Annotated in this window: 15 protein-coding genes; 12 read left to right on the top strand and 3 right to left on the bottom strand. The window is 61.0% G+C overall.

Annotated features, from left to right (window positions below; genetic code table 11):
* The gene (argS, locus tag ACIPZE_RS21955) at window positions 1-1737 is read right to left on the bottom strand and encodes an arginine--tRNA ligase (RefSeq protein ID WP_400775238.1); all 1737 of its coding nucleotides are present in this window, start codon (window positions 1735-1737) and stop codon (window positions 1-3) included.
* Between argS and ACIPZE_RS21950 the strand changes: the two genes are divergently transcribed.
* Window positions 1736-1858: a hypothetical protein gene (locus tag ACIPZE_RS21950; RefSeq protein WP_256661278.1), complete on the top strand. Its 123-nt coding sequence runs from the start codon at window positions 1736-1738 to the stop codon at window positions 1856-1858. The genes argS and ACIPZE_RS21950 overlap by 2 nt on opposite strands.
* Before the next feature lie 93 nt (window positions 1859-1951).
* Here the strand turns inward: ACIPZE_RS21950 and ACIPZE_RS21945 are convergent, their stop codons facing one another.
* Complete coding sequence (locus ACIPZE_RS21945; protein ID WP_283437980.1) at window positions 1952-4171, bottom strand: primosomal protein N'; 2220 nt, start codon at window positions 4169-4171, stop codon at window positions 1952-1954.
* A gap of 286 nt (window positions 4172-4457) precedes the next feature.
* On the opposite strand from ACIPZE_RS21945, the gene rpmE reads away from it, so the two are divergent.
* The 3 genes from rpmE (at window position 4458) to ACIPZE_RS21930 (ending at window position 6953) form a co-directional block, all read left to right on the top strand.
* Entirely contained in the window at window positions 4458-4685 is a 228-nt protein-coding gene (rpmE, locus tag ACIPZE_RS21940; RefSeq protein ID WP_129387908.1) for a 50S ribosomal protein L31, read from the top strand.
* Between the two features lie 14 nt (window positions 4686-4699).
* A complete protein-coding gene (locus ACIPZE_RS21935) occupies window positions 4700-5500 on the top strand; it encodes a thermonuclease family protein (RefSeq protein ID WP_283437979.1) in 801 nt (266 codons plus the stop codon).
* A 184-nt stretch (window positions 5501-5684) separates the two neighbouring features.
* The gene (locus tag ACIPZE_RS21930) at window positions 5685-6953 is read left to right on the top strand and encodes a malic enzyme-like NAD(P)-binding protein (RefSeq protein WP_129387962.1); all 1269 of its coding nucleotides are present in this window, start codon (window positions 5685-5687) and stop codon (window positions 6951-6953) included.
* Window positions 6954-7273: 320 nt separating this feature from the next.
* Here the strand turns inward: ACIPZE_RS21930 and ACIPZE_RS21925 are convergent, their stop codons facing one another.
* Window positions 7274-9721 (bottom strand): penicillin-binding protein 1A, encoded by a 2448-nt coding sequence (locus ACIPZE_RS21925; protein WP_129387965.1) that lies wholly within the window; start codon window positions 9719-9721, stop codon window positions 7274-7276.
* Window positions 9722-9937: 216 nt separating this feature from the next.
* Here ACIPZE_RS21925 and ACIPZE_RS21920 point away from each other — a divergent pair, with 216 nt between their 5' ends.
* The 8 genes from ACIPZE_RS21920 to ACIPZE_RS21885 all read left to right on the top strand — a co-directional run.
* A complete protein-coding gene (locus ACIPZE_RS21920) occupies window positions 9938-11002 on the top strand; it encodes a pilus assembly protein PilM (protein ID WP_283437977.1) in 1065 nt (354 codons plus the stop codon).
* Window positions 11002-11568, top strand: coding sequence for a PilN domain-containing protein (locus ACIPZE_RS21915; RefSeq protein ID WP_129387971.1), 567 nt, complete (start codon window positions 11002-11004; stop codon window positions 11566-11568). Before ACIPZE_RS21920 ends, ACIPZE_RS21915 begins: the two co-directional genes overlap by 1 nt.
* Window positions 11565-12188 (top strand): type 4a pilus biogenesis protein PilO, encoded by a 624-nt coding sequence (pilO, locus tag ACIPZE_RS21910; RefSeq protein ID WP_129387974.1) that lies wholly within the window; start codon window positions 11565-11567, stop codon window positions 12186-12188. The genes ACIPZE_RS21915 and pilO overlap by 4 nt, the downstream gene beginning before the upstream one ends.
* Entirely contained in the window at window positions 12185-12712 is a 528-nt protein-coding gene (locus tag ACIPZE_RS21905) for a pilus assembly protein PilP (protein WP_283437976.1), read from the top strand. Before pilO ends, ACIPZE_RS21905 begins: the two co-directional genes overlap by 4 nt.
* Before the next feature lie 13 nt (window positions 12713-12725).
* Entirely contained in the window at window positions 12726-14807 is a 2082-nt protein-coding gene (gene pilQ, locus ACIPZE_RS21900) for a type IV pilus secretin PilQ family protein (RefSeq protein WP_283437975.1), read from the top strand.
* Between the two features lie 4 nt (window positions 14808-14811).
* Window positions 14812-15330 (top strand): shikimate kinase AroK, encoded by a 519-nt coding sequence (aroK, locus tag ACIPZE_RS21895; protein WP_129387982.1) that lies wholly within the window; start codon window positions 14812-14814, stop codon window positions 15328-15330.
* A 152-nt stretch (window positions 15331-15482) separates the two neighbouring features.
* Window positions 15483-16583 (top strand): 3-dehydroquinate synthase, encoded by a 1101-nt coding sequence (gene aroB, locus ACIPZE_RS21890; RefSeq protein ID WP_400775231.1) that lies wholly within the window; start codon window positions 15483-15485, stop codon window positions 16581-16583.
* 10 nt (window positions 16584-16593) lie between these two features.
* On the top strand, window positions 16594-18011 hold a 1418-nt coding region (locus ACIPZE_RS21885; RefSeq protein ID WP_400775228.1), incomplete at its 3' end, for an AAA family ATPase.

Raw genomic sequence — 18011 nt, 5'->3', positions numbered from 1 at the left:
TTACATACGCTCCAGAGTTTCCAGACCCAACAGTTCCAGGCCTTGCTTGAGGGTGCGACCGGTCAGCGCGGCCAGGCGCAGACGGCTCTGCATACGGGCTGGCGTCTCGGCGGCGAGGATCGGGCAGTTCTCATAGAAGCTCGAGAACAGACCGGCAACGTCATACAGGTAGGTGCAGAGAATGTGCGGCGTGCCCTTATCGGACACGTTGTTCAGCACTTCACCGAACTGCGCCAGTTTCGCCGCCAGCTCTAGTTCGTGTTCCGCCTCGAGAACGATCTGGCCGTCGACTTCGCTGAAATCCTTGCCCAGTTTGCGGAACACACCGGCGACGCGGGTGTAAGCGTAAAGCAGGTACGGCGCGGTGTTGCCTTCGAAGTTCAACATCAGGTCGAAGTTGAAGCTGTAATCGCTGGTGCGGTGCTTCGACAGGTCGGCGTATTTCACCGCGCCGATGCCGACGACTTTGGCGATGTTGCGCAGTTCGTCTTCAGCCAGTGTCGGGTTCTTCTCTTTCACCAGGTTGTAGGCACGTTCCTGCGCTTCGGTCAGCAGGTCGATCAGCTTCACGGTGCCGCCGTCACGGGTCTTGAACGGACGACCGTCGGCGCCGTTCATGGTGCCGAAGCCCATATGTTCCATCTCCATCGGATGGGTGACGAAACCGGCCTTGCGCGCCACGGCGAACACTTGCTGGAAGTGCAGGGCCTGACGCTGATCGACGAAATACAGCGCGCGATCGGCTTTCAGTTTGCCGCTGCGGTAGCGCACGGCCGCGAGGTCAGTGGTGGCGTAGAGGTAACCGCCGTCAGCCTTGACGATGATCACCGGCAGCGGGTCGCCGTCGGCGTTCTTGAACTCGTCGAGGAACACGCACTGCGCGCCGTTGCTCTCGACCAGCATGCCGGCCGCTTTCAGGTCGTTGACCACGTTGATCAGGTCGTCGTTGTAGGCGCTTTCGCCCATCACGTCGGCCATGGTCAGTTTGACGTTGAGCAGTTCGTAGATCTTCTGGCAGTGCGACAGCGAGATGTCCTTGAACTTGGTCCACAGCGCCAGGCACTCGGCATCGCCGGCCTGCAGCTTGACCACCAGGCCACGGGCGCGGTCGGCGAATTCTGCGGATTCGTCGAAACGCTGCTTGGCGGCGCGGTAGAAATTTTCCAGATCAGACAGCTCGTCGCTGGTGATCGGGTTTTCCTGCAGATAGGCCATCAGCATGCCGAACTGGGTGCCCCAGTCGCCGACGTGGTTCTGACGGATCACCTCGTCGCCGAGGAATTCGAGTACGCGGGCCACGCCGTCACCGATGATGGTCGAACGCAAGTGACCGACGTGCATCTCTTTGGCCAGGTTCGGCGCCGACAGGTCGACCACGGTGCGTTGTGCAGGACCAGCCTTGCGCACGCCAACATGGGCATCAGCCAAGGCAGCGTCGAGACGCGAGGCCAGCGCCTGGGTGTTCTGGAAGAAATTGATGAAGCCCGGGCCAGCGATTTCGGCCTTGGTGACGTTCTCGTCGGCCGGCAGCGCGGCGATGATTTTCTCCGCCAGATCGCGCGGCTTCATGCCCGCAGGCTTGGCCAGCATCATCGCGATGTTGCTGGCGAAGTCGCCGTGGGTCTTGTCACGGGCGTTCTCCACCTGGATCGCCGGCGTCAGGCCTTCAGGCAACACACCTTCGTTGACGAGTTGGGTGATGGCTTGTTGGATCAGCTGGCGAATGGTGTCTTTCATGGTCTTCTCTTTCGACCGCAAGCGCGGCGGGCGCATCGGTGCGCGGGTGGAAAAACTGGGCATTATCCGTTGCGAAGACGGGCTTGCCAACCTTAGCAGGCAGGTTATGGATATGTGGTGACATTAAAGGCAAAAGATCGCAGCCTGCGGCAACTCCTACAGGTAAACGCGATTAACCCTGTAGGAGCTGCCGAAGGCTGCGATCTTTTGATCTTCAATACAAATCGACCGGATCGACATCCAGCGACCAGCGCACCGCCCGCCCGCTCGGCATCTGCTCCAGCACCAGCAGCCAACTGGCCAGCAACCGATGCAGCGGTGCCCGCGCGTTCGCCTGCAACAACAGCTGCGCGCGATAACGTCCGGCGCGTCGCTCCATCGGCGCCGGCACCGGCCCGAGCAACTCGATCCCGCTCAGATTCTGCTCAGCCAGCAAACGCTCGGCCTCGCTGCACGCTTCATCAAGAAACCCTTCAGCCTGTCCCGGCTTGTGCGCTTCGGCGCGCAACAGCGCCAGATGCGCGAACGGCGGCAGTCCGGCAGCCCGGCGCTCGCTCAAAGCCTGTTCGGCAAAAGCGAAGTAACCCTGCTCGGTCAGTTGCACCAGCAAAGGATGGTCCGCCAGGTGCGTCTGAATAATCACCTTGCCCGGCTCTTCCGCTCGCCCGGCACGTCCGGCGACCTGCACGATCAACTGCGCCATGCGCTCGCTGGCGCGGAAGTCGCCGGAGAACAAGCCGCCGTCGGCATCGAGGATCGACACCAGCGTCACTCGTGGGAAGTGGTGCCCTTTGGCCAACATTTGCGTGCCGACCAGAATGCACGGCTGACCTTTCTGAATCGTTGCGAACAGCTGATTCATCGCGTCTTTGCGCGACGTGCTGTCGCGGTCGACGCGCAGCACTGGATAGTCCGGGAACAGAATCGCCAAACGTTCTTCGGCGCGCTCGGTGCCGGCACCGACGGGCCGCAGATCGACCTTGTTGCACTTCGGACACTGGCGCGGCGTACGCTCGACATAGCCGCAGTGGTGGCAGCGCAACTCACCATGACGCTGGTGCACGGTCATCCGCGCATCGCAACGCGAGCACTCGGACATCCAGCCGCAATCGTGGCACAGCAGCGTCGGCGCAAAGCCGCGACGGTTGAGGAACACCAGCACCTGCTGGCCATTGGCGAGCGTCTGGCCGATGGCTTGTTGCATCGGTCCGGAAATACCGCTGTCCAGCGGACGGCTTTTTACATCCAGGCGCAAGAAGCGCGGCTGCTTGGCGCCGCCAGCGCGTTCATTCAGGCGCAGCAGGCCATAGCGTCCGGTGTAGGCGTTGTGCAGGCTTTCCAGCGACGGCGTGGCGGAACCGAGGACGATCGGGATGTTTTCCTGCCGTGCGCGCACCAGCGCGAGGTCGCGAGCGTGGTAACGCAAACCTTCCTGCTGCTTATAAGAGCCGTCGTGCTCTTCGTCGATGATGATCAGCCCGGGGTTTTTCATCGGCGTAAACAGCGCCGAGCGAGTGCCGATAATAATGTCGGCCTCGCCATCACGGGCAGCGAGCCACGCGTCGAGGCGTTCGCGGTCATTGACTGCCGAGTGCAGCAAGGCGATACGCGCGTTGAAGCGCTGCTCGAAGCGCGCCAGCGTTTGCGGGCCGAGGTTGATCTCCGGAATCAGCACCAGCGCCTGCTTGCCGGCTTCGAGGGTTTCGCGGATCAGCTGCAAATAGACTTCGGTCTTGCCGCTGCCAGTGACGCCGGCCAGCAGGAAGGCGTGATAACTGTCGAAACCGGCGCGGATCGCTTCGTAGGCGGCGCGTTGCTCGGCGTTGAGCGGGAGTTCCGGCTGGGCGAGCCAGTGTTCGTGACGCACGCCCGGTGCGTGGCGGCGGATTTCCACCTGCACCAGATTCTTTGCCAGCAGCAGATCAAGGCTGTCCTTGCTCAGCATCAGTTTGCTCAGCAACTGATGGGCGACGCCGTGCGGGTGCTGTGCCAGCGTTGCGAGTGCTTCGCGCTGGCGCGGGGCGCGGGCAATGCGCGGATCCTCAAGGCTGGCGCCGGGAGTGATCGACCAGAAGCGTTCCTGTCGCGCCTCGGCCAGTTCGCCCTGGCGCAGCAGTACTGGCAACGCCCAGCTCAAGGTGTCGCCGAGGCTGTGCTGATAATACTGCGAGGTCCACAGGCACAGCTTGAACAGGGCTGGCGGCAACGGCGGCGTGGCATCGAGCAGGGCCAGCGCCGGTTTGAGTTTTTCCACCGGCACTTCGCTGGTGTCGGTGACCTCGACCAGAATCCCGATCATCTCGCGTCGACCGAACGGCACTCGCAGGCGCATGCCCGGCTGCAATTGCTCGCGCAGCACGCCGGCCGGCGCTCGATAGTCGAACAGGCGGCGCAGGGGTGAAGGCAAAGCGAGGCGCAGAATGGCGTCGGGCACGCGGGGGGATCTCTATAAGCAGAACAAGGGCATGGCACATACCTAATGTAGGAGTGAGCCTGCTCGCGATAGCGGTGTATCAGACGACATCAATGTTGCATGGCGGACCGCTATCGCGAGCAGGCTCGCTCCTACAGGGGGTCGCGTATTGGGCCGGGAGCCTAGCAGACGGTCGGTCTCGGTGACAGCTTGCGTGATTGAAAAGGTCTGGTAGAATCCGCGGCCTAATTACGTGCGGTATTCAACAATAGTGTTGGATGGCGGCACGCTAGCTGAGGAAGACACCATGAAAGCTGAAATCCACCCGAATTACCCAGTCATCGCTGTTACCTGCAGCTGTGGCAACAAGTTCGAAACCCGTTCGACTTTCGGCAAAGCTCTGCCAATCGACGTGTGCAACGAATGCCACCCGTTCTACACCGGTAAGCAGAAGACTCTGGACACCGGTGGTCGCGTTCAGAAGTTCGCAGACCGTTTCGGTGCTTTCGGCAAGAAACCTGCTGCTGCAGAGTAAGGTTGAAGGGCCCGGTGGGCTTTTCCTCGTTGCTGAAAAAGGCGTCCCTAGCGGGCGCCTTTTTTGTGTCCGCGATTTGGCTGTCCGGCGCGCAGGCCTTCTGCCCGGCGCCTGCCGGATTGACCCGCGTCACGGTGCAGCGCGTGGTCGATGGCGACACCTTGCGCCTGAGCGACGGCCGCAGCGTGCGGATGATCGGCCTCAACACCCCTGAACTGGGCAAGCAGGGCCGCAGCGACGAACCGTTTGCGCTGGCGGCGCGCCAACGCCTGCAAAGCCTGGTGGATGACAGCGGTGGACGGGTCGGTTTGCGCCTGGGTAGGCAGGCCAAAGACCATTACGGGCGTACGCTCGCACATATTTACAGTGTCAGCGGTGCCAATTTCGAAGCGCAAATGCTCGCCGATGGCCTGGGATTCCAGGTCGCGGTGGCACCGAATGTCGATCTTGCCACCTGCCAGCAAGCCGCCGAAAGCAGTGCGCGACGGGCCGGTCTGGGCCTCTGGCGGCAATCGCCTGTACTGAAAGCGGAGCAGATCCAGCGCTCGGGTTTCGCCGTTATAAGTGGGCGTGTGAGCAAGGTTCAGCGCAATCGCGGGGGAATCTGGATCGAGTTGCAGGGTGCGCTTGTATTGCGCGTTGCACCCAATCTGGTCGGACAATTCGACAATGCCCGCTTGCAGGCGCTGAAGGGCCAGCAGATCGAGGCGCGCGGCTGGATTGTCGATCGTTCGCGACGCGGCGGCGTGAAACCGGGTCAGCCACGTTGGCTGCTTCCGCTGACAGATCCTGCGATGTTGCAAAGCACCCGCTGAACAAAAAATTGTAGACATTTTTTCTGTCGATTGTGAACAGTACAGCCCTTGTGCGCCGTGGCTCTTGGCCCAAAGTCGTAGGGCAGGGCGCTTGACAGGGGTGACCGCTCAGTCTTGTGGGGACTTTGCGAGGCGCGTATCCTCGCTGACCAGTCTGTCCAACAGTAAAAAGCGGAATGCCAAAATGTCTGATCTGAAAACTGCCGCTCTCGAATATCATGCCAATCCTCGTCCAGGGAAGCTGAGTGTCGAGCTCACCAAGGCCACTGCTACCGCTCGCGACTTGTCGCTGGCCTACAGCCCCGGCGTAGCTGAACCAGTGCGTGAGATCGCTCGCGATCCTGAACTGGCCTACAAATACACCGGCAAGGGCAACCTGGTTGCAGTCATTTCCGATGGCACCGCGATTCTCGGCCTGGGCAACCTCGGCCCATTGGCTTCCAAGCCAGTGATGGAAGGTAAAGGCGTACTGTTCAAGCGCTTCGCCGGCATCGACGTGTTCGACATCGAAGTCGACTCCGAAAGCCCGCAAGCCTTCATCGACACCGTAAAACGCATCTCCATCACCTTCGGTGGTATCAACCTGGAAGACATCAAGGCGCCAGAGTGCTTTGAAATCGAACGTGCTCTGATCGAGCAGTGCGACATTCCGGTATTCCACGATGACCAGCACGGCACCGCGATCGTGACCGCTGCGGGCATGATCAACGCCCTGGAAATCGCTGGCAAAACCCTCGCTGACGCCAAGATCGTCTGCCTGGGCGCTGGCGCTGCCGCCATCTCCTGCATGAAATTGCTGGTGAGCATGGGCGCTCGCATCGAAAACATCTTCATGGTTGACCGTACCGGCGTGATCCACTCCGGCCGTGACGACCTGAACCAGTACAAAGCCGTATTCGCCCACGCTACCGAGAAGCGCAGCCTGGCTGACGCACTGGCAGGCGCTGACGTGTTCGTCGGTCTGTCCGGCCCGAACCTGCTGAGCGCTGAAGGCCTGCTGTCGATGGCAGCCAACCCGATCGTGTTCGCGTGCTCGAACCCGGATCCGGAAATCTCCCCGGAACTGGCGCACGCTACCCGTAGCGACGTGATCATGGCGACCGGCCGTTCGGACTACCCGAACCAGGTCAACAACGTACTGGGCTTCCCGTTCATCTTCCGTGGTGCCCTGGACGTTCGCGCCAAGCGCATCAACGAAGAAATGAAAGTGGCTGCCGCCAACGCCCTGCGTGAACTGGCCAAGCTGCCAGTGCCACAGGACGTGTGCGACGCCTACGGCGGTGCTCCACTGGAATTCGGCCGTGAGTACATCATTCCGAAGCCAATGGACAAGCGCCTGATCACCCTGATCTCCGATGCTGTGGCCAAAGCGGCAATCGAGACCGGTGTGGCAACTCTGCCGTATCCGAAGAACTACCCGCTGAAAAGCGTGGATGACGTGTTCAACGGCTAAGCCGTTGTAGCGCTTCAACTGAAAGCCCCGGCTCGTGAGAGTCGGGGCTTTTTATTGCCTGAAGATCAAGGGCCCCTCACCCTAGCCCTCTCCCAGAGGGAGAGGGGACTGACCGTGGGAGATTCGCGAGATACACCGACCTGAAAGTGCATTAGCGCCTATGGATTCGGCACAGCACGTTCAGGTCGGCGCAACTCCCGAGCATCCCCCGGTCAGTCCCCTCTCCCTCTGGGAGAGGGCTAGGGTGAGGGGCTCTTGATTTTCGGGTAATAAAAAGCCCCGCACTTCTCACGAAGGCGGGGCTTTTCAGTGACGCTGGATCAGAACAAGTCGATCGGCGCCTGCTCATCCGCCGGCAGCGGGCTGCCCGGCGCAGTGCCGTTACCCAGCTCGTTCACCGACGGCGGCGTGTCTTCAGATTTGAACAGCTCGAAGTACGCACCCGGTGTGCTCGGCGTCGCCGCACGACCGCTGACCGGGTCCACGCGCAGGCTCAGCAAACCTTCCGGCTCAGGCTGAACATGCGGCGGCTTGTCCTTGAGTGCGGCGGACATGTAGTTCATCCAGATCGGCAGCGCCACAGTGCCACCGAACTCGCGGCGACCGAGGCTTTCCGGCTGATCGAAACCGGTCCAGACCGTGGTCACGTAATCGGCGTTGTAACCGGAGAACCAGGCATCTTTCGATTCGTTGGTGGTACCGGTTTTACCGGCGATGTCGCTACGGCCCATGGCCAGTGCGCGACGACCGGTGCCGAGCTTGATCACGTCCTGCAGCATGCTGTTGAGGATGTACGTGGTGCGGCCATCGACGATTCGCTCAGCCACGGCCGGTGCTTGTGGCACCGCCGCGTTGCCCGGCGCTTCGCCCGGAACCGGCGCGGCATTGACCGTGAACGACTGCGCGTCCGGCGCCGCGATACCGTCCGTCGCCGAACCGCCCTGAGGCACGGTCGGCGGGTTGGCGACGAACAGCGTGTCACCGTTACGGCTTTCGATCTTGTCGATGATGTACGGGGTGATCTTGTAGCCGCCGTTGGCGAACGTGCTCCAACCGGTGGCGATTTCCATCGGCGTCAGCGTCGCAGTACCCAATGCCAGCGAGAGGTTAGGCGGCAGGTCCTGCTTGTTGAAGCCGAAGCGGGTGATGTAGTCGATGGTCTTGCCCACGCCCATCGCCTGCAACAAGCGGATCGAGACGAGGTTGCGCGACTTGTACAGCGCTTCACGCAGACGGATCGGGCCGAGGAAGGTGTTGGTGTCGTTCTTCGGACGCCAGACCTTGTCCAGATACTCGTCGACGAACACGATCGGCGCATCGTTGACCAGGGTCGCGGCGGTGTAGCCGTTATCCAGCGCGGCGCTGTAGACGAACGGCTTGAAGCTCGAGCCCGGCTGACGCTTGGCTTGCATGGCGCGGTTGTAGTTGCTTTGCTCGAAGGCGAAACCACCGACCAGCGAGCGAATCGCCCCGTTCTGCGGGTCCAGCGACACCAGTGCACCCTGCGCCTGTGGAATCTGGCTGAATTTCAGCGAATTGTCTTTCTGGCGCTGCACGCGAACCAGATCGCCGACTTGCGCAACATCCGACGGCTGACGCGGGTTGGCGCCCATGCTGTTGGTGTTGAGGAATGGACGCGCCCATTTCATGGTGTCCCAGGCGACGTGCTCTTCGCCGGTGCGGGTCAGCACTTGCAGGCCGTTTTTGTCGACCTGAGTGACGATGGCCGGTTCGAGGCTGCTGATGGTGCGTTGTTTGGTCAGCTCGCTGGCCCAGGCTTCGCGGGTCTTGCCCGGCAGACGCGATTCAGGGCCGCGGTAGCCGTGACGCTGGTCGTAGGTCATCAAACCTTCGTGCAGCGCGGTGTTGGCCATTTCCTGCAGGTTGCTTGGCACTGTAGTGGTGACGCGGAAACCTTCGGTGTAGGCGTCGCTGCCATAACGACCGACCATTTCGGCCCGGGCCATTTCGGCGATGTATGGCGCATTCACTTCCGGGGTCGGCACGTGATAGCTGGCGTTCAGCGGCTCGTTGATCGCGGCGGTGTAGTCCGGCTCGCTGATCTTGCCGAGTTTGTACATGCGCCCGAGGATCCAGTCGCGGCGCTCTTTGCTGCGCGCCGGGTTGGCTAGCGGGTTGAAGCGCGACGGTGCTTTCGGCAGGCCGGCGATCATCGCCATCTGCGCCAGGCTGATGTCACGGATCGACTTGCCGTAATACACCTGCGCCGCCGCCTCGATGCCGTAGGCGCGGTTGCCCAGATAGATCTTGTTCACATACAGCTCAAGGATCTCGTCCTTGGTCAGCTGCCGTTCGATCTGCAGGGCCAGAAGAATTTCGGTGGTTTTGCGCGAGAAGCTGCGTTCGCTGGTCAGGAAGAAGTTCTTCGCGACCTGCATGGTGATGGTGCTGCCGCCGGACTGAATGTGCCCGCTTTTGACCAATTGGGTCGCGGCGCGCATCAGGCTGCTCGGATCAACGCCATAGTGGTTGGCGAAATTGTCGTCTTCAGCACTTAGTAACGCATTAATGAAGTTGGGGGGAATGTCGGCGAAACGGATCGGCGTACGGCGCATTTCGCCAAATTCTGCGATCAACTTGTTGTCGCTGGAGTAGACGCGCAGGGGAATCTGCAACTGAATGCTTCTCAGCGCCTCCACAGACGGCAAACCCGGACTAAGGTAAAGAAACGCGCCGCTGAGACCTAAAAGCAGTCCGCAGAAAACGGCGACGATGGACCAACCGAAAAATTTCAGCAGACGAATCAAGGCTTTTGGACATCCAGGGCAAAGAATGAATTTGGCGACGGGGTTCCGGCTACACACAGAACGACCCGCGCTGGCAGTAAAAAGCGGAAAAAAACGCTGGGCATTATAAGCACTTTTCTGCTGGGGGCGTCATTTGCGCTTCTGTCAAGACGGAGTGAAGGAACGCAATGCGTATTACAGAGTCCGTAACTCACGGAAAGTCATAGGGAATTGGTAGTGCTGGGACTCTTCAATAAAAAGACCAATACGTTACTGGGGATCGACATCAGCTCCACGTCTGTGAAGCTGCTGGAACTGAGCCGTCAGGGTGATCGCTACCGCGTCGAGGCCTACGCGGTAGAGCCTTTACCGGCGAATGCCGTGGTCGAAAAAAACATCGCCGAACTCGAAGGCGTCGGTCAGGCCTTGACCCGCGTGCTGGTCAAGGCGCGCACCGGGCTCAGGAGCGTGGCAGTGGCGGTGGCCGGTTCTGCGGTGATCACCAAGATCATCGAAATGGACGCCGGACTTTCCGACGACGAGCTGGAAAACCAGCTGAAGATCGAAGCTGACCAGTACATTCCCTATCCGCTCGACGAGGTCGCGATCGACTTCGAAGTCCAGGGCATGTCGTCGCGCAACCCGGAACGGGTCAGCGTGTTGCTGGCCGCCTGTCGCAAGGAAAACGTCGAAGTCCGTGAAGCGGCGCTCGCCCTCGCCGGCCTGAATGCGCGAGTGGTCGATGTCGAGGCCTATGCGCTGGAGCGCTCGTTCGGCCTGCTCGCCACACAACTGGCCGCCTCGCAAGAGCGCTTGACCGTGGCGGTGGTCGACATCGGCGCGACCATGACCACCCTCAGCGTCCTGCACAACGGCAAGATCATCTACACCCGCGAGCAACTGTTCGGCGGTCGACAACTGACCGAGGAAATCCAGCGGCGTTACGGCCTGACCGTCGAGCAGGCCGGGCTGGCGAAAAAGCAGGGTGGCCTGCCTGACGATTACGTCAGCGAGGTCTTGCAGCCGTTTCGCGAGGCGCTGGTGCAGCAGGTGTCCCGTTCACTGCAGTTCTTCTTCGCTTCCGGCCAGTACAACGCGGTCGATCACATTTTGCTGGCCGGTGGCACGGCGTCGGTGCCGGGGCTCGATCGGTTGATCGAACAGCGCCTGAACACCCCGACCCAAGTGGCCAATCCGTTTGCCAACATGGCCCTGAGCAGCAAGGTCAACGCCGGGGCACTGGCCAGTGATGCGCCAGCCCTGATGATTGCCTGCGGGCTCGCGCTCAGGAGTTTCGACTGATGGCGCGGATCAACCTTCTGCCGTGGCGCGAAGAGCGTCGTGAAGAACGCCGCAAACGCTTTCTGCTGGCGCTGATCGGCGTGGTCGTCGGGTCGGTAGGCGCGGTATTCATTGCCGATCAGATCATCAGCGCGGCGATTGATCAGCAAATGGCGCGCAATGATTACATTGGCAAGCAGATCGCCGTGGTCGATGAGCGGATCAAGCAGATCAGCGATCTCAAGGCGCGCCGCCAGCAACTGGTCGAACGCATGCGCATCATCCAGGACTTGCAGGGTAACCGGCAGATCAGCGGGCGGATCTTCGATCAACTGGCGCGCACGCTGCCTGACGGGGTGTATTTCACCCAGGTGAAAATGGTCGGTAAAACCCTTTCCATCAGTGGTGCGGCGGAGTCGAACAACCGCGTTTCCGAGCTGATGCGCAATCTCGATGCTTCCGACTGGTTCGATGCGCCGAGCCTCAACGAGGTCAAGGCGACCTCGGCCGATCAGGTGGAGCAATCCAACACCTTTCAGTTGACCGTTCGTCAGACGCAGCCGAAAAGCCTGGAGGACGACCAATGAAACCGTCCGAATGGCTGGATAGCCTGCGCAATATCGATTTCAACGATCTCGACAGCAGCAACATCGGTTCCTGGCCGGCCGCCGTCAAGGCCATCGCCGGAGCGCTGTTGATGGTGCTGGTGTTGGGCCTTGGCTATAACTTTTTCATCAGCGACATGGAAAACCAGCTGGAGGCCAAGCGCGAAGAAGAAACCACGCTCAAGGAGCAGTTCGCCAGCAAAGCGCATCTGTCGGCCAATCTCGAGCTGTACACCCAACAGATGAAGGAAATGGAAAACTCTTTCGGCGTGTTGTTGCGGCAGTTGCCCAGCGATACCGAGGTGCCGGGGCTGCTCGAAGACATCACGCGTACCGGTCTCGGTAGCGGCCTGGAGTTTGAAGAAATCAAACTGCTGCCGGAAGTCACCCAGCAGTTTTACATCGAGCTGCCGATCCAGATCACCGTCACCGGGGCCTATCACGATCTTGCGACGTTCGTCAGCGGCGTCGCCGGGCTGCCGCGCATCGTCACCCTGCATGACTTCGAGCTGGCGCCGGCCAACCCCGAGGGCGGGCCGAAACTGCGCATGAGCATCCTCGCCAAGACTTACCGCTATAACGACAAGGGGCTGCAAAAATGACCCCGATCCGTTATTTCGCCTTGTCGATGACCTTGTTGGCGCTGAGCGGTTGTGGTGGCAGTAGCGACTTCAGCGACCTCGATGCCTATCTGAACGAAGTCCGTCTGCGCCCGGCCGGCAAGATTGAACCCACCCCGACATTCCGGTCTTACCCCACATTCACCTACAGCGCCGCGAACCTGCGCAGCCCGTTTTCACGCCAGGTGCGCGTCGATCTGGCCGGCCGGCAGCACGGTTCACGCAACGTCAAACCGGACCTCAACCGGGTCAAGCAATACCTCGAAGGTTTCAACATCGAGCAGTTCGAGATGGTCGGCACGATTGCCAATGCCACCGGCTCCTTCGCGCTGTTGCGCGGGGCGGGCGGGGTGCATCGCCTGAAAGTGGGCGACTACCTGGGGCGCAACGACGGTCGCATCGTCGCCATCAGCGCCACGCAGGTCGATGTGGTCGAAATCGTTCCCGACGGCGAAGGCGCCTGGCTGGAGCGTCCGCGCACCATTCCTTTGAAAGAGCACTCATAGTGGAAGTCGAATAATGAACAGGATTTTCTCCACCCTCGGTTTTTCGCTATGGATAGCGCTGTTGTCGCCGATGGTTTACGCGGCCAATCTGCAGACGCTGGATGTCGCGGCATTGCCCGGCGACCGCGTCGAGCTGAAGCTGGCATTCGACAGTCCACCGCCAGTACCAAAGGGCTACACCACCGATTCGCCCGCGCGGATCGCCCTCGATTTGCCGGGTGTTGCCAGCCAGTTGGCCAGCAAGAATGTCGATCTGGGCAGCGGCAATGCGCGCACGGCGACGGTGGTCGAAGCCAAGGACCGCACGCGGCTGATCGTCAGTCTCACCCAACTGGCGCCTTACAGCACGAGGGTCGAGGGCAATAATCTGTTCGTCGTGGTCGGGCAGGGCGCTCCGACAGCCGCACCGCGCACCGCCGCTGTAGCACCGCGCGCGACGGCGGCGGCAGTGACACCGGCCAAGTCATTCTTGGCGAAAAACCGCGCCATTCGCGGCGTCGACTTTCAGCGTGGTACGGCGGGTGAAGGCAATGTCGTCATTGATCTGTCTGACCCGACCATCGCCCCGGATATCCAGGAGCATGACGGCAAGATCATCCTCGGCTTTGCCCGTACGCAGTTGCCGGAAAAACTGCGGGTGCGCCTCGACGTCAAGGATTTCGCCACGCCGGTGCAGTTCGTCAATGCCGGCGTGAGCGGTGATCGCACGGTGATTACTGTCGAGCCGAGCGGCACTTTCGAATATTCCACCTTCCAGACCGACAACAAGCTGACCGTCAGTATCCGGCCGATGACGCTCGACGATCTGCAAAAACGCAACGCCGACCGCAACGCCTACGTCGGTGAAAAGCTTTCGCTGAATTTCCAGGACATCGACGTGCGTTCGGTGCTGCAACTGATCGCCGACTTCACCAACCTCAATCTGGTGGCCAGCGACACGGTGCAGGGCGGCATTACTCTGCGTCTGCAAAACGTGCCGTGGGATCAGGCGCTGGATCTGGTGCTGAAAACCAAAGGCCTGGATAAACGCAAGATCGGTAACGTGCTGCTGGTGGCGCCGGCCGACGAGATTGCCGCCCGCGAACGCCAGGAACTGGAATCGCAGAAGCAGATTGCCGAACTGGCGCCGCTGCGCCGTGAGCTGCTGCAAGTGAATTACGCCAAGGCTGCAGACATCGCCAAACTGTTCCAGTCAGTGACCAGCGCCGAGGCGAAAATAGACGAGCGTGGTTCGATCACGGTGGATGAGCGGACCAACAACATCATTGCCTACCAGACCCAGGATCGCCTCGATGAGCTGCGACGAATCGTGGCGCAACTGGATATTCCGGTGCGCCAAGTGATGATCGAGGCGCGCATCGTCGAGGCCAACGTCGATTACGACAAGAGTCTGGGCGTGCGCTGGGGTGGTTCGGTGCAGAACAAGGGCAACTGGAACACCTCCGGAGTCAGCAACGGATCATCGACAACCATTGGCACGCCGGGCAGCACCAGCACCAACTCGCCCTTCGTCGACATGGGCACGGTCGGCAATACCTCGGGGATCGGCATTGCTTTCATCACCGACAACGTTTTGCTTGATCTCGAACTGACGGCCATGGAGAAGACCGGCAACGGCGAAATCGTCTCGCAGCCCAAGGTCGTCACCTCCGACAAGGAAACTGCGAAGATCCTCAAAGGCACCGAGATTCCGTATCAGGAAGCCAGCTCCAGCGGCGCTACCTCCGTGTCGTTCAAAGAAGCTTCGTTGTCGCTGGAAGTGACGCCGCAAATCACCCCGGACAACCGCATCATCATGGAGGTCAAGGTCACCAAGGATGAGCCGGACTATCTGAACAAAGTGCAGGATGTGCCGCCGATCAAGAAAAACGAGGTCAATGCCAAGGTCCTGGTCAACGACGGCGAAACCATCGTGATTGGTGGTGTTTTCTCAAATACTCAAAGCAAGGTCGTAGATAAGGTGCCATTTCTTGGCGATGTGCCGTATCTTGGCCGCCTTTTCCGGCGTGATGTGGTTTCGGAGAAAAAATCCGAGCTGCTGGTATTTCTCACTCCGCGTATCATGAATAACCAGGCGATTGCTGTGAGTCATTGATTCTGTGCGAAATTTGATTCTTGTAGGACCGATGGGCGCTGGAAAAAGCACCATCGGCCGGCTGCTGGCCAAAGAGCTGCGCCTGCCGTTCAAAGATTCCGACAAGGAAATTGAACTGCGCACGGGCGCCAATATCCCGTGGATCTTCGATAAAGAGGGCGAACCGGGCTTTCGTGACCGTGAGCAGGCGATGATCGCCGAGCTGTGCGGGTTCGATGGCGTGGTGCTGGCGACCGGTGGCGGCGCCGTCATGCGTGATGCCAATCGCAAGGCCCTCCATGAGGGCGGGCGAGTGGTGTACCTGCACGCCTCTGTCGAACAGCAGGTCGGCCGCACGTCGCGCGACCGCAATCGGCCGTTGCTGCGCACCGCCAATCCAGAAAAAACCCTGCGTGACTTGCTGGCGATCCGCGATCCGCTTTATCGGGAGATCGCCGATCTGGTGGTGGAAACCGACGAACGGCCGCCACGCATGGTGGTGCTCGACATTCTCGATCGTCTGGCGCAGCTTCCTCCCCGTTAAAGCATCGCTCGAAATGCGCTATCCTCGGCGTCCTGTCACAGCCCGTCGAGGTTGTGGCGGATGGCGTGCGAGCGGCGTCATACCCGCTACAGGCCGCCGATAACCAATAATTCAGGGCAGGACGCCTGCTTCCATCTTCACTGTGGGGACACATGCAGACACTCAAGGTCGATCTAGGCGAGCGCAGCTACCCGATTCATATTGGCGAAGGTTTGTTGGAACAGCCTGAGCTGCTGGCTCCGCATATCCATGGGCGGCAGGTGGCAATCATCTCCAACGAGACCGTTGCGCCGCTCTATCTTGAACGTCTGACCCGCAGCCTGACGCAGTTCTCGGTGATCTCCGTGGTGTTGCCGGACGGCGAAGCCTTCAAGAACTGGGAAACCCTGCAATTGATTTTCGACGGTCTGCTGACCGCTCGGCATGATCGCCGCACCACCGTTATCGCCCTCGGCGGCGGTGTCATCGGCGACATGGCCGGCTTCGCCGCTGCCTGCTATCAGCGCGGTGTCGATTTCATCCAGATTCCCACTACGTTGTTGTCCCAGGTCGATTCGTCGGTGGGCGGCAAGACCGGCATCAACCATCCGCTGGGCAAAAACATGGTCGGCGCGTTCTATCAGCCGAACGTGGTGCTGATCGATACTGCGTCCCTGAAAACCCTGCCAGAGCGCGAGCTGTCGGCGGGCCTGGCGGAAGTCATCAAGTACGGTCTGATCTGCGACGAGCCGTTCCTGACCTGGCTCGAAGACAACGTCGATGCCCTGCGCGCGCTGGATCAGAAAGCCCTGACCTATGCCATCGAGCGCTCCTGCGCAGCCAAGGCTTTGGTGGTTGGCGCCGACGAAAAAGAAACCGGCGTGCGCGCCACGCTCAACCTCGGCCACACCTTCGGCCACGCCATCGAGACCCACATGGGCTATGGTGTCTGGCTGCATGGTGAGGCGGTCGCGGCTGGCACCGTGATGGCGCTGGAAATGTCCGCGCGTCTGGGCTGGATCAGCGAAGCGGAGCGTGATCGCGGCATCCGTCTGTTCCAGCGCGCCGGCCTGCCGGTGATTCCGCCAGAAGAAATGACCGAAGCCGATTTTCTCGAACACATGGCAATTGATAAAAAAGTGATCGACGGTCGTCTGCGCCTGGTGCTGCTGCGCCGGATGGGCGAAGCGGTGGTGACCGCCGATTATCCGAAAGAGGTTCTACAGGCCACGCTGGGAGCGAATTACCGCGCCCTGGCTCAGCTTAAAGGTTAATAAGATTCCGATGACTAGTTTGCATGCCGACGAGGCGTTCCTCGGCCATTTTCAGTTAAGTCACGACCCGTTCGCGCCGCGCGTGCCGGGCTTCAAATTTTTCCCGGCCCAGCGCAAACCGGTTCTGGGTCAACTGCATCATCTGGCGCGTTACAGCCAGTTGCTGCTGGTGGTCACCGGCCCGCAAGGCAGCGGCAAGACCCTGCTGCGTCAGGCGTTGGTGGCCAGCACTAACAAGCAATCTGTGCAGAGCGTGGTGGTTTCCGCCCGTGGCGCCGGTGATGCCGCTGGCGTGTTGCGTCAGGTCGCTCAGGCGCTGGATGTGGCGCAGGCTGACGTCGGCGCGATTCTGGCGCAAGTCGTGCAGCTGGCGCTGACCGGTCAGGAAGTCTACTTGCTGGTAGATGACGCCGAGCAGCTCGATGAATCCGCGCTCGAAGCGTTGATGGCGCTGGGTGCCGGTGCGCCGGAAGGTCGCCCGCACGTGTTCCTGTTCGGTGAATCGTCGCTGATCGCTCAGCTCGAGGCTTTGCACCTTGAGGAAGAGCGCTTCCACGTCATCGAATTGCAGCCGTACACCGAAGAAGAGACCCGCGAGTATCTCGACCAGCGGCTCGAAGGTGCCGGCCGCGGTGTCGAACTTTTCACTGCGGATCAGATCTCTGATATTCACGAAAGCGCCGAGGGTTGGCCTGGCAATATCAACCAGGTAGCTCGCGATGCACTGATCGAAGTCATGATTGCCAGCCGCTCTGCGGTGAAGCGTCCAAGTATGGGGTTCAACATGCCGAAGAAACACGTATTGGCGATTTCCGCCGTCGTCGTGGTCGCGGTCGCCGCCGCCTGGTTGATGCCGGGCCGCAGCAAGGCGCCGACCACCGGTGCTCCGGCCAATGAACAGGCACAGCTGCCATTGGGCCAAGGCGCCAATGGTGGAAATCCATCCGTCGAATTCGCCGGTAACACGCAGCCGATGCCGTTGCCGCTGGTCGGCAACTCGCAACCGGTCATGCGCGGCCCGCTGGCCGAAGCTGCCGGTGGTATCACCGAAGGCGACGACGGCGTGCCGGTCGAAGGCTCCAGCGCCACGCCGCCAACCGTGACCACTTCAGCGCCACCAGTGGGAGTGCCGGCCGGTCCTGCACCGACGCCGGTGCCGCTGCCAGCCGCCAAACCGACCCCTGCGCCAACGCAGATCGCTTCCGCCAAACCTGCACCAGCAGCGCCAGCGGCGAAACCGGCTCCTGCGCCAGCCAAACCGGTTGCAGCAGCGAAACCTGCCGAGAAGCCGGTTACCGTTGCCAAGGCTGCCGGTGGCAGCTGGTACGCCGGTCAGCCGACCGGCAACTACGTGGTGCAGATCCTCGGCACCAGCTCCGAAGCGACCGCGCAAAACTTCGTCAAGGAGCAGGGCGGCGAGTACCGTTC

The sequence above is a fragment of the Pseudomonas sp. NPDC089741 genome, assembly GCF_044748825.1.
Taxonomy (GTDB): Bacteria; Pseudomonadota; Gammaproteobacteria; order Pseudomonadales; family Pseudomonadaceae; genus Aquipseudomonas; species Aquipseudomonas helmanticensis.
This window is presented reverse-complemented; position numbering and strand designations above follow the sequence as displayed.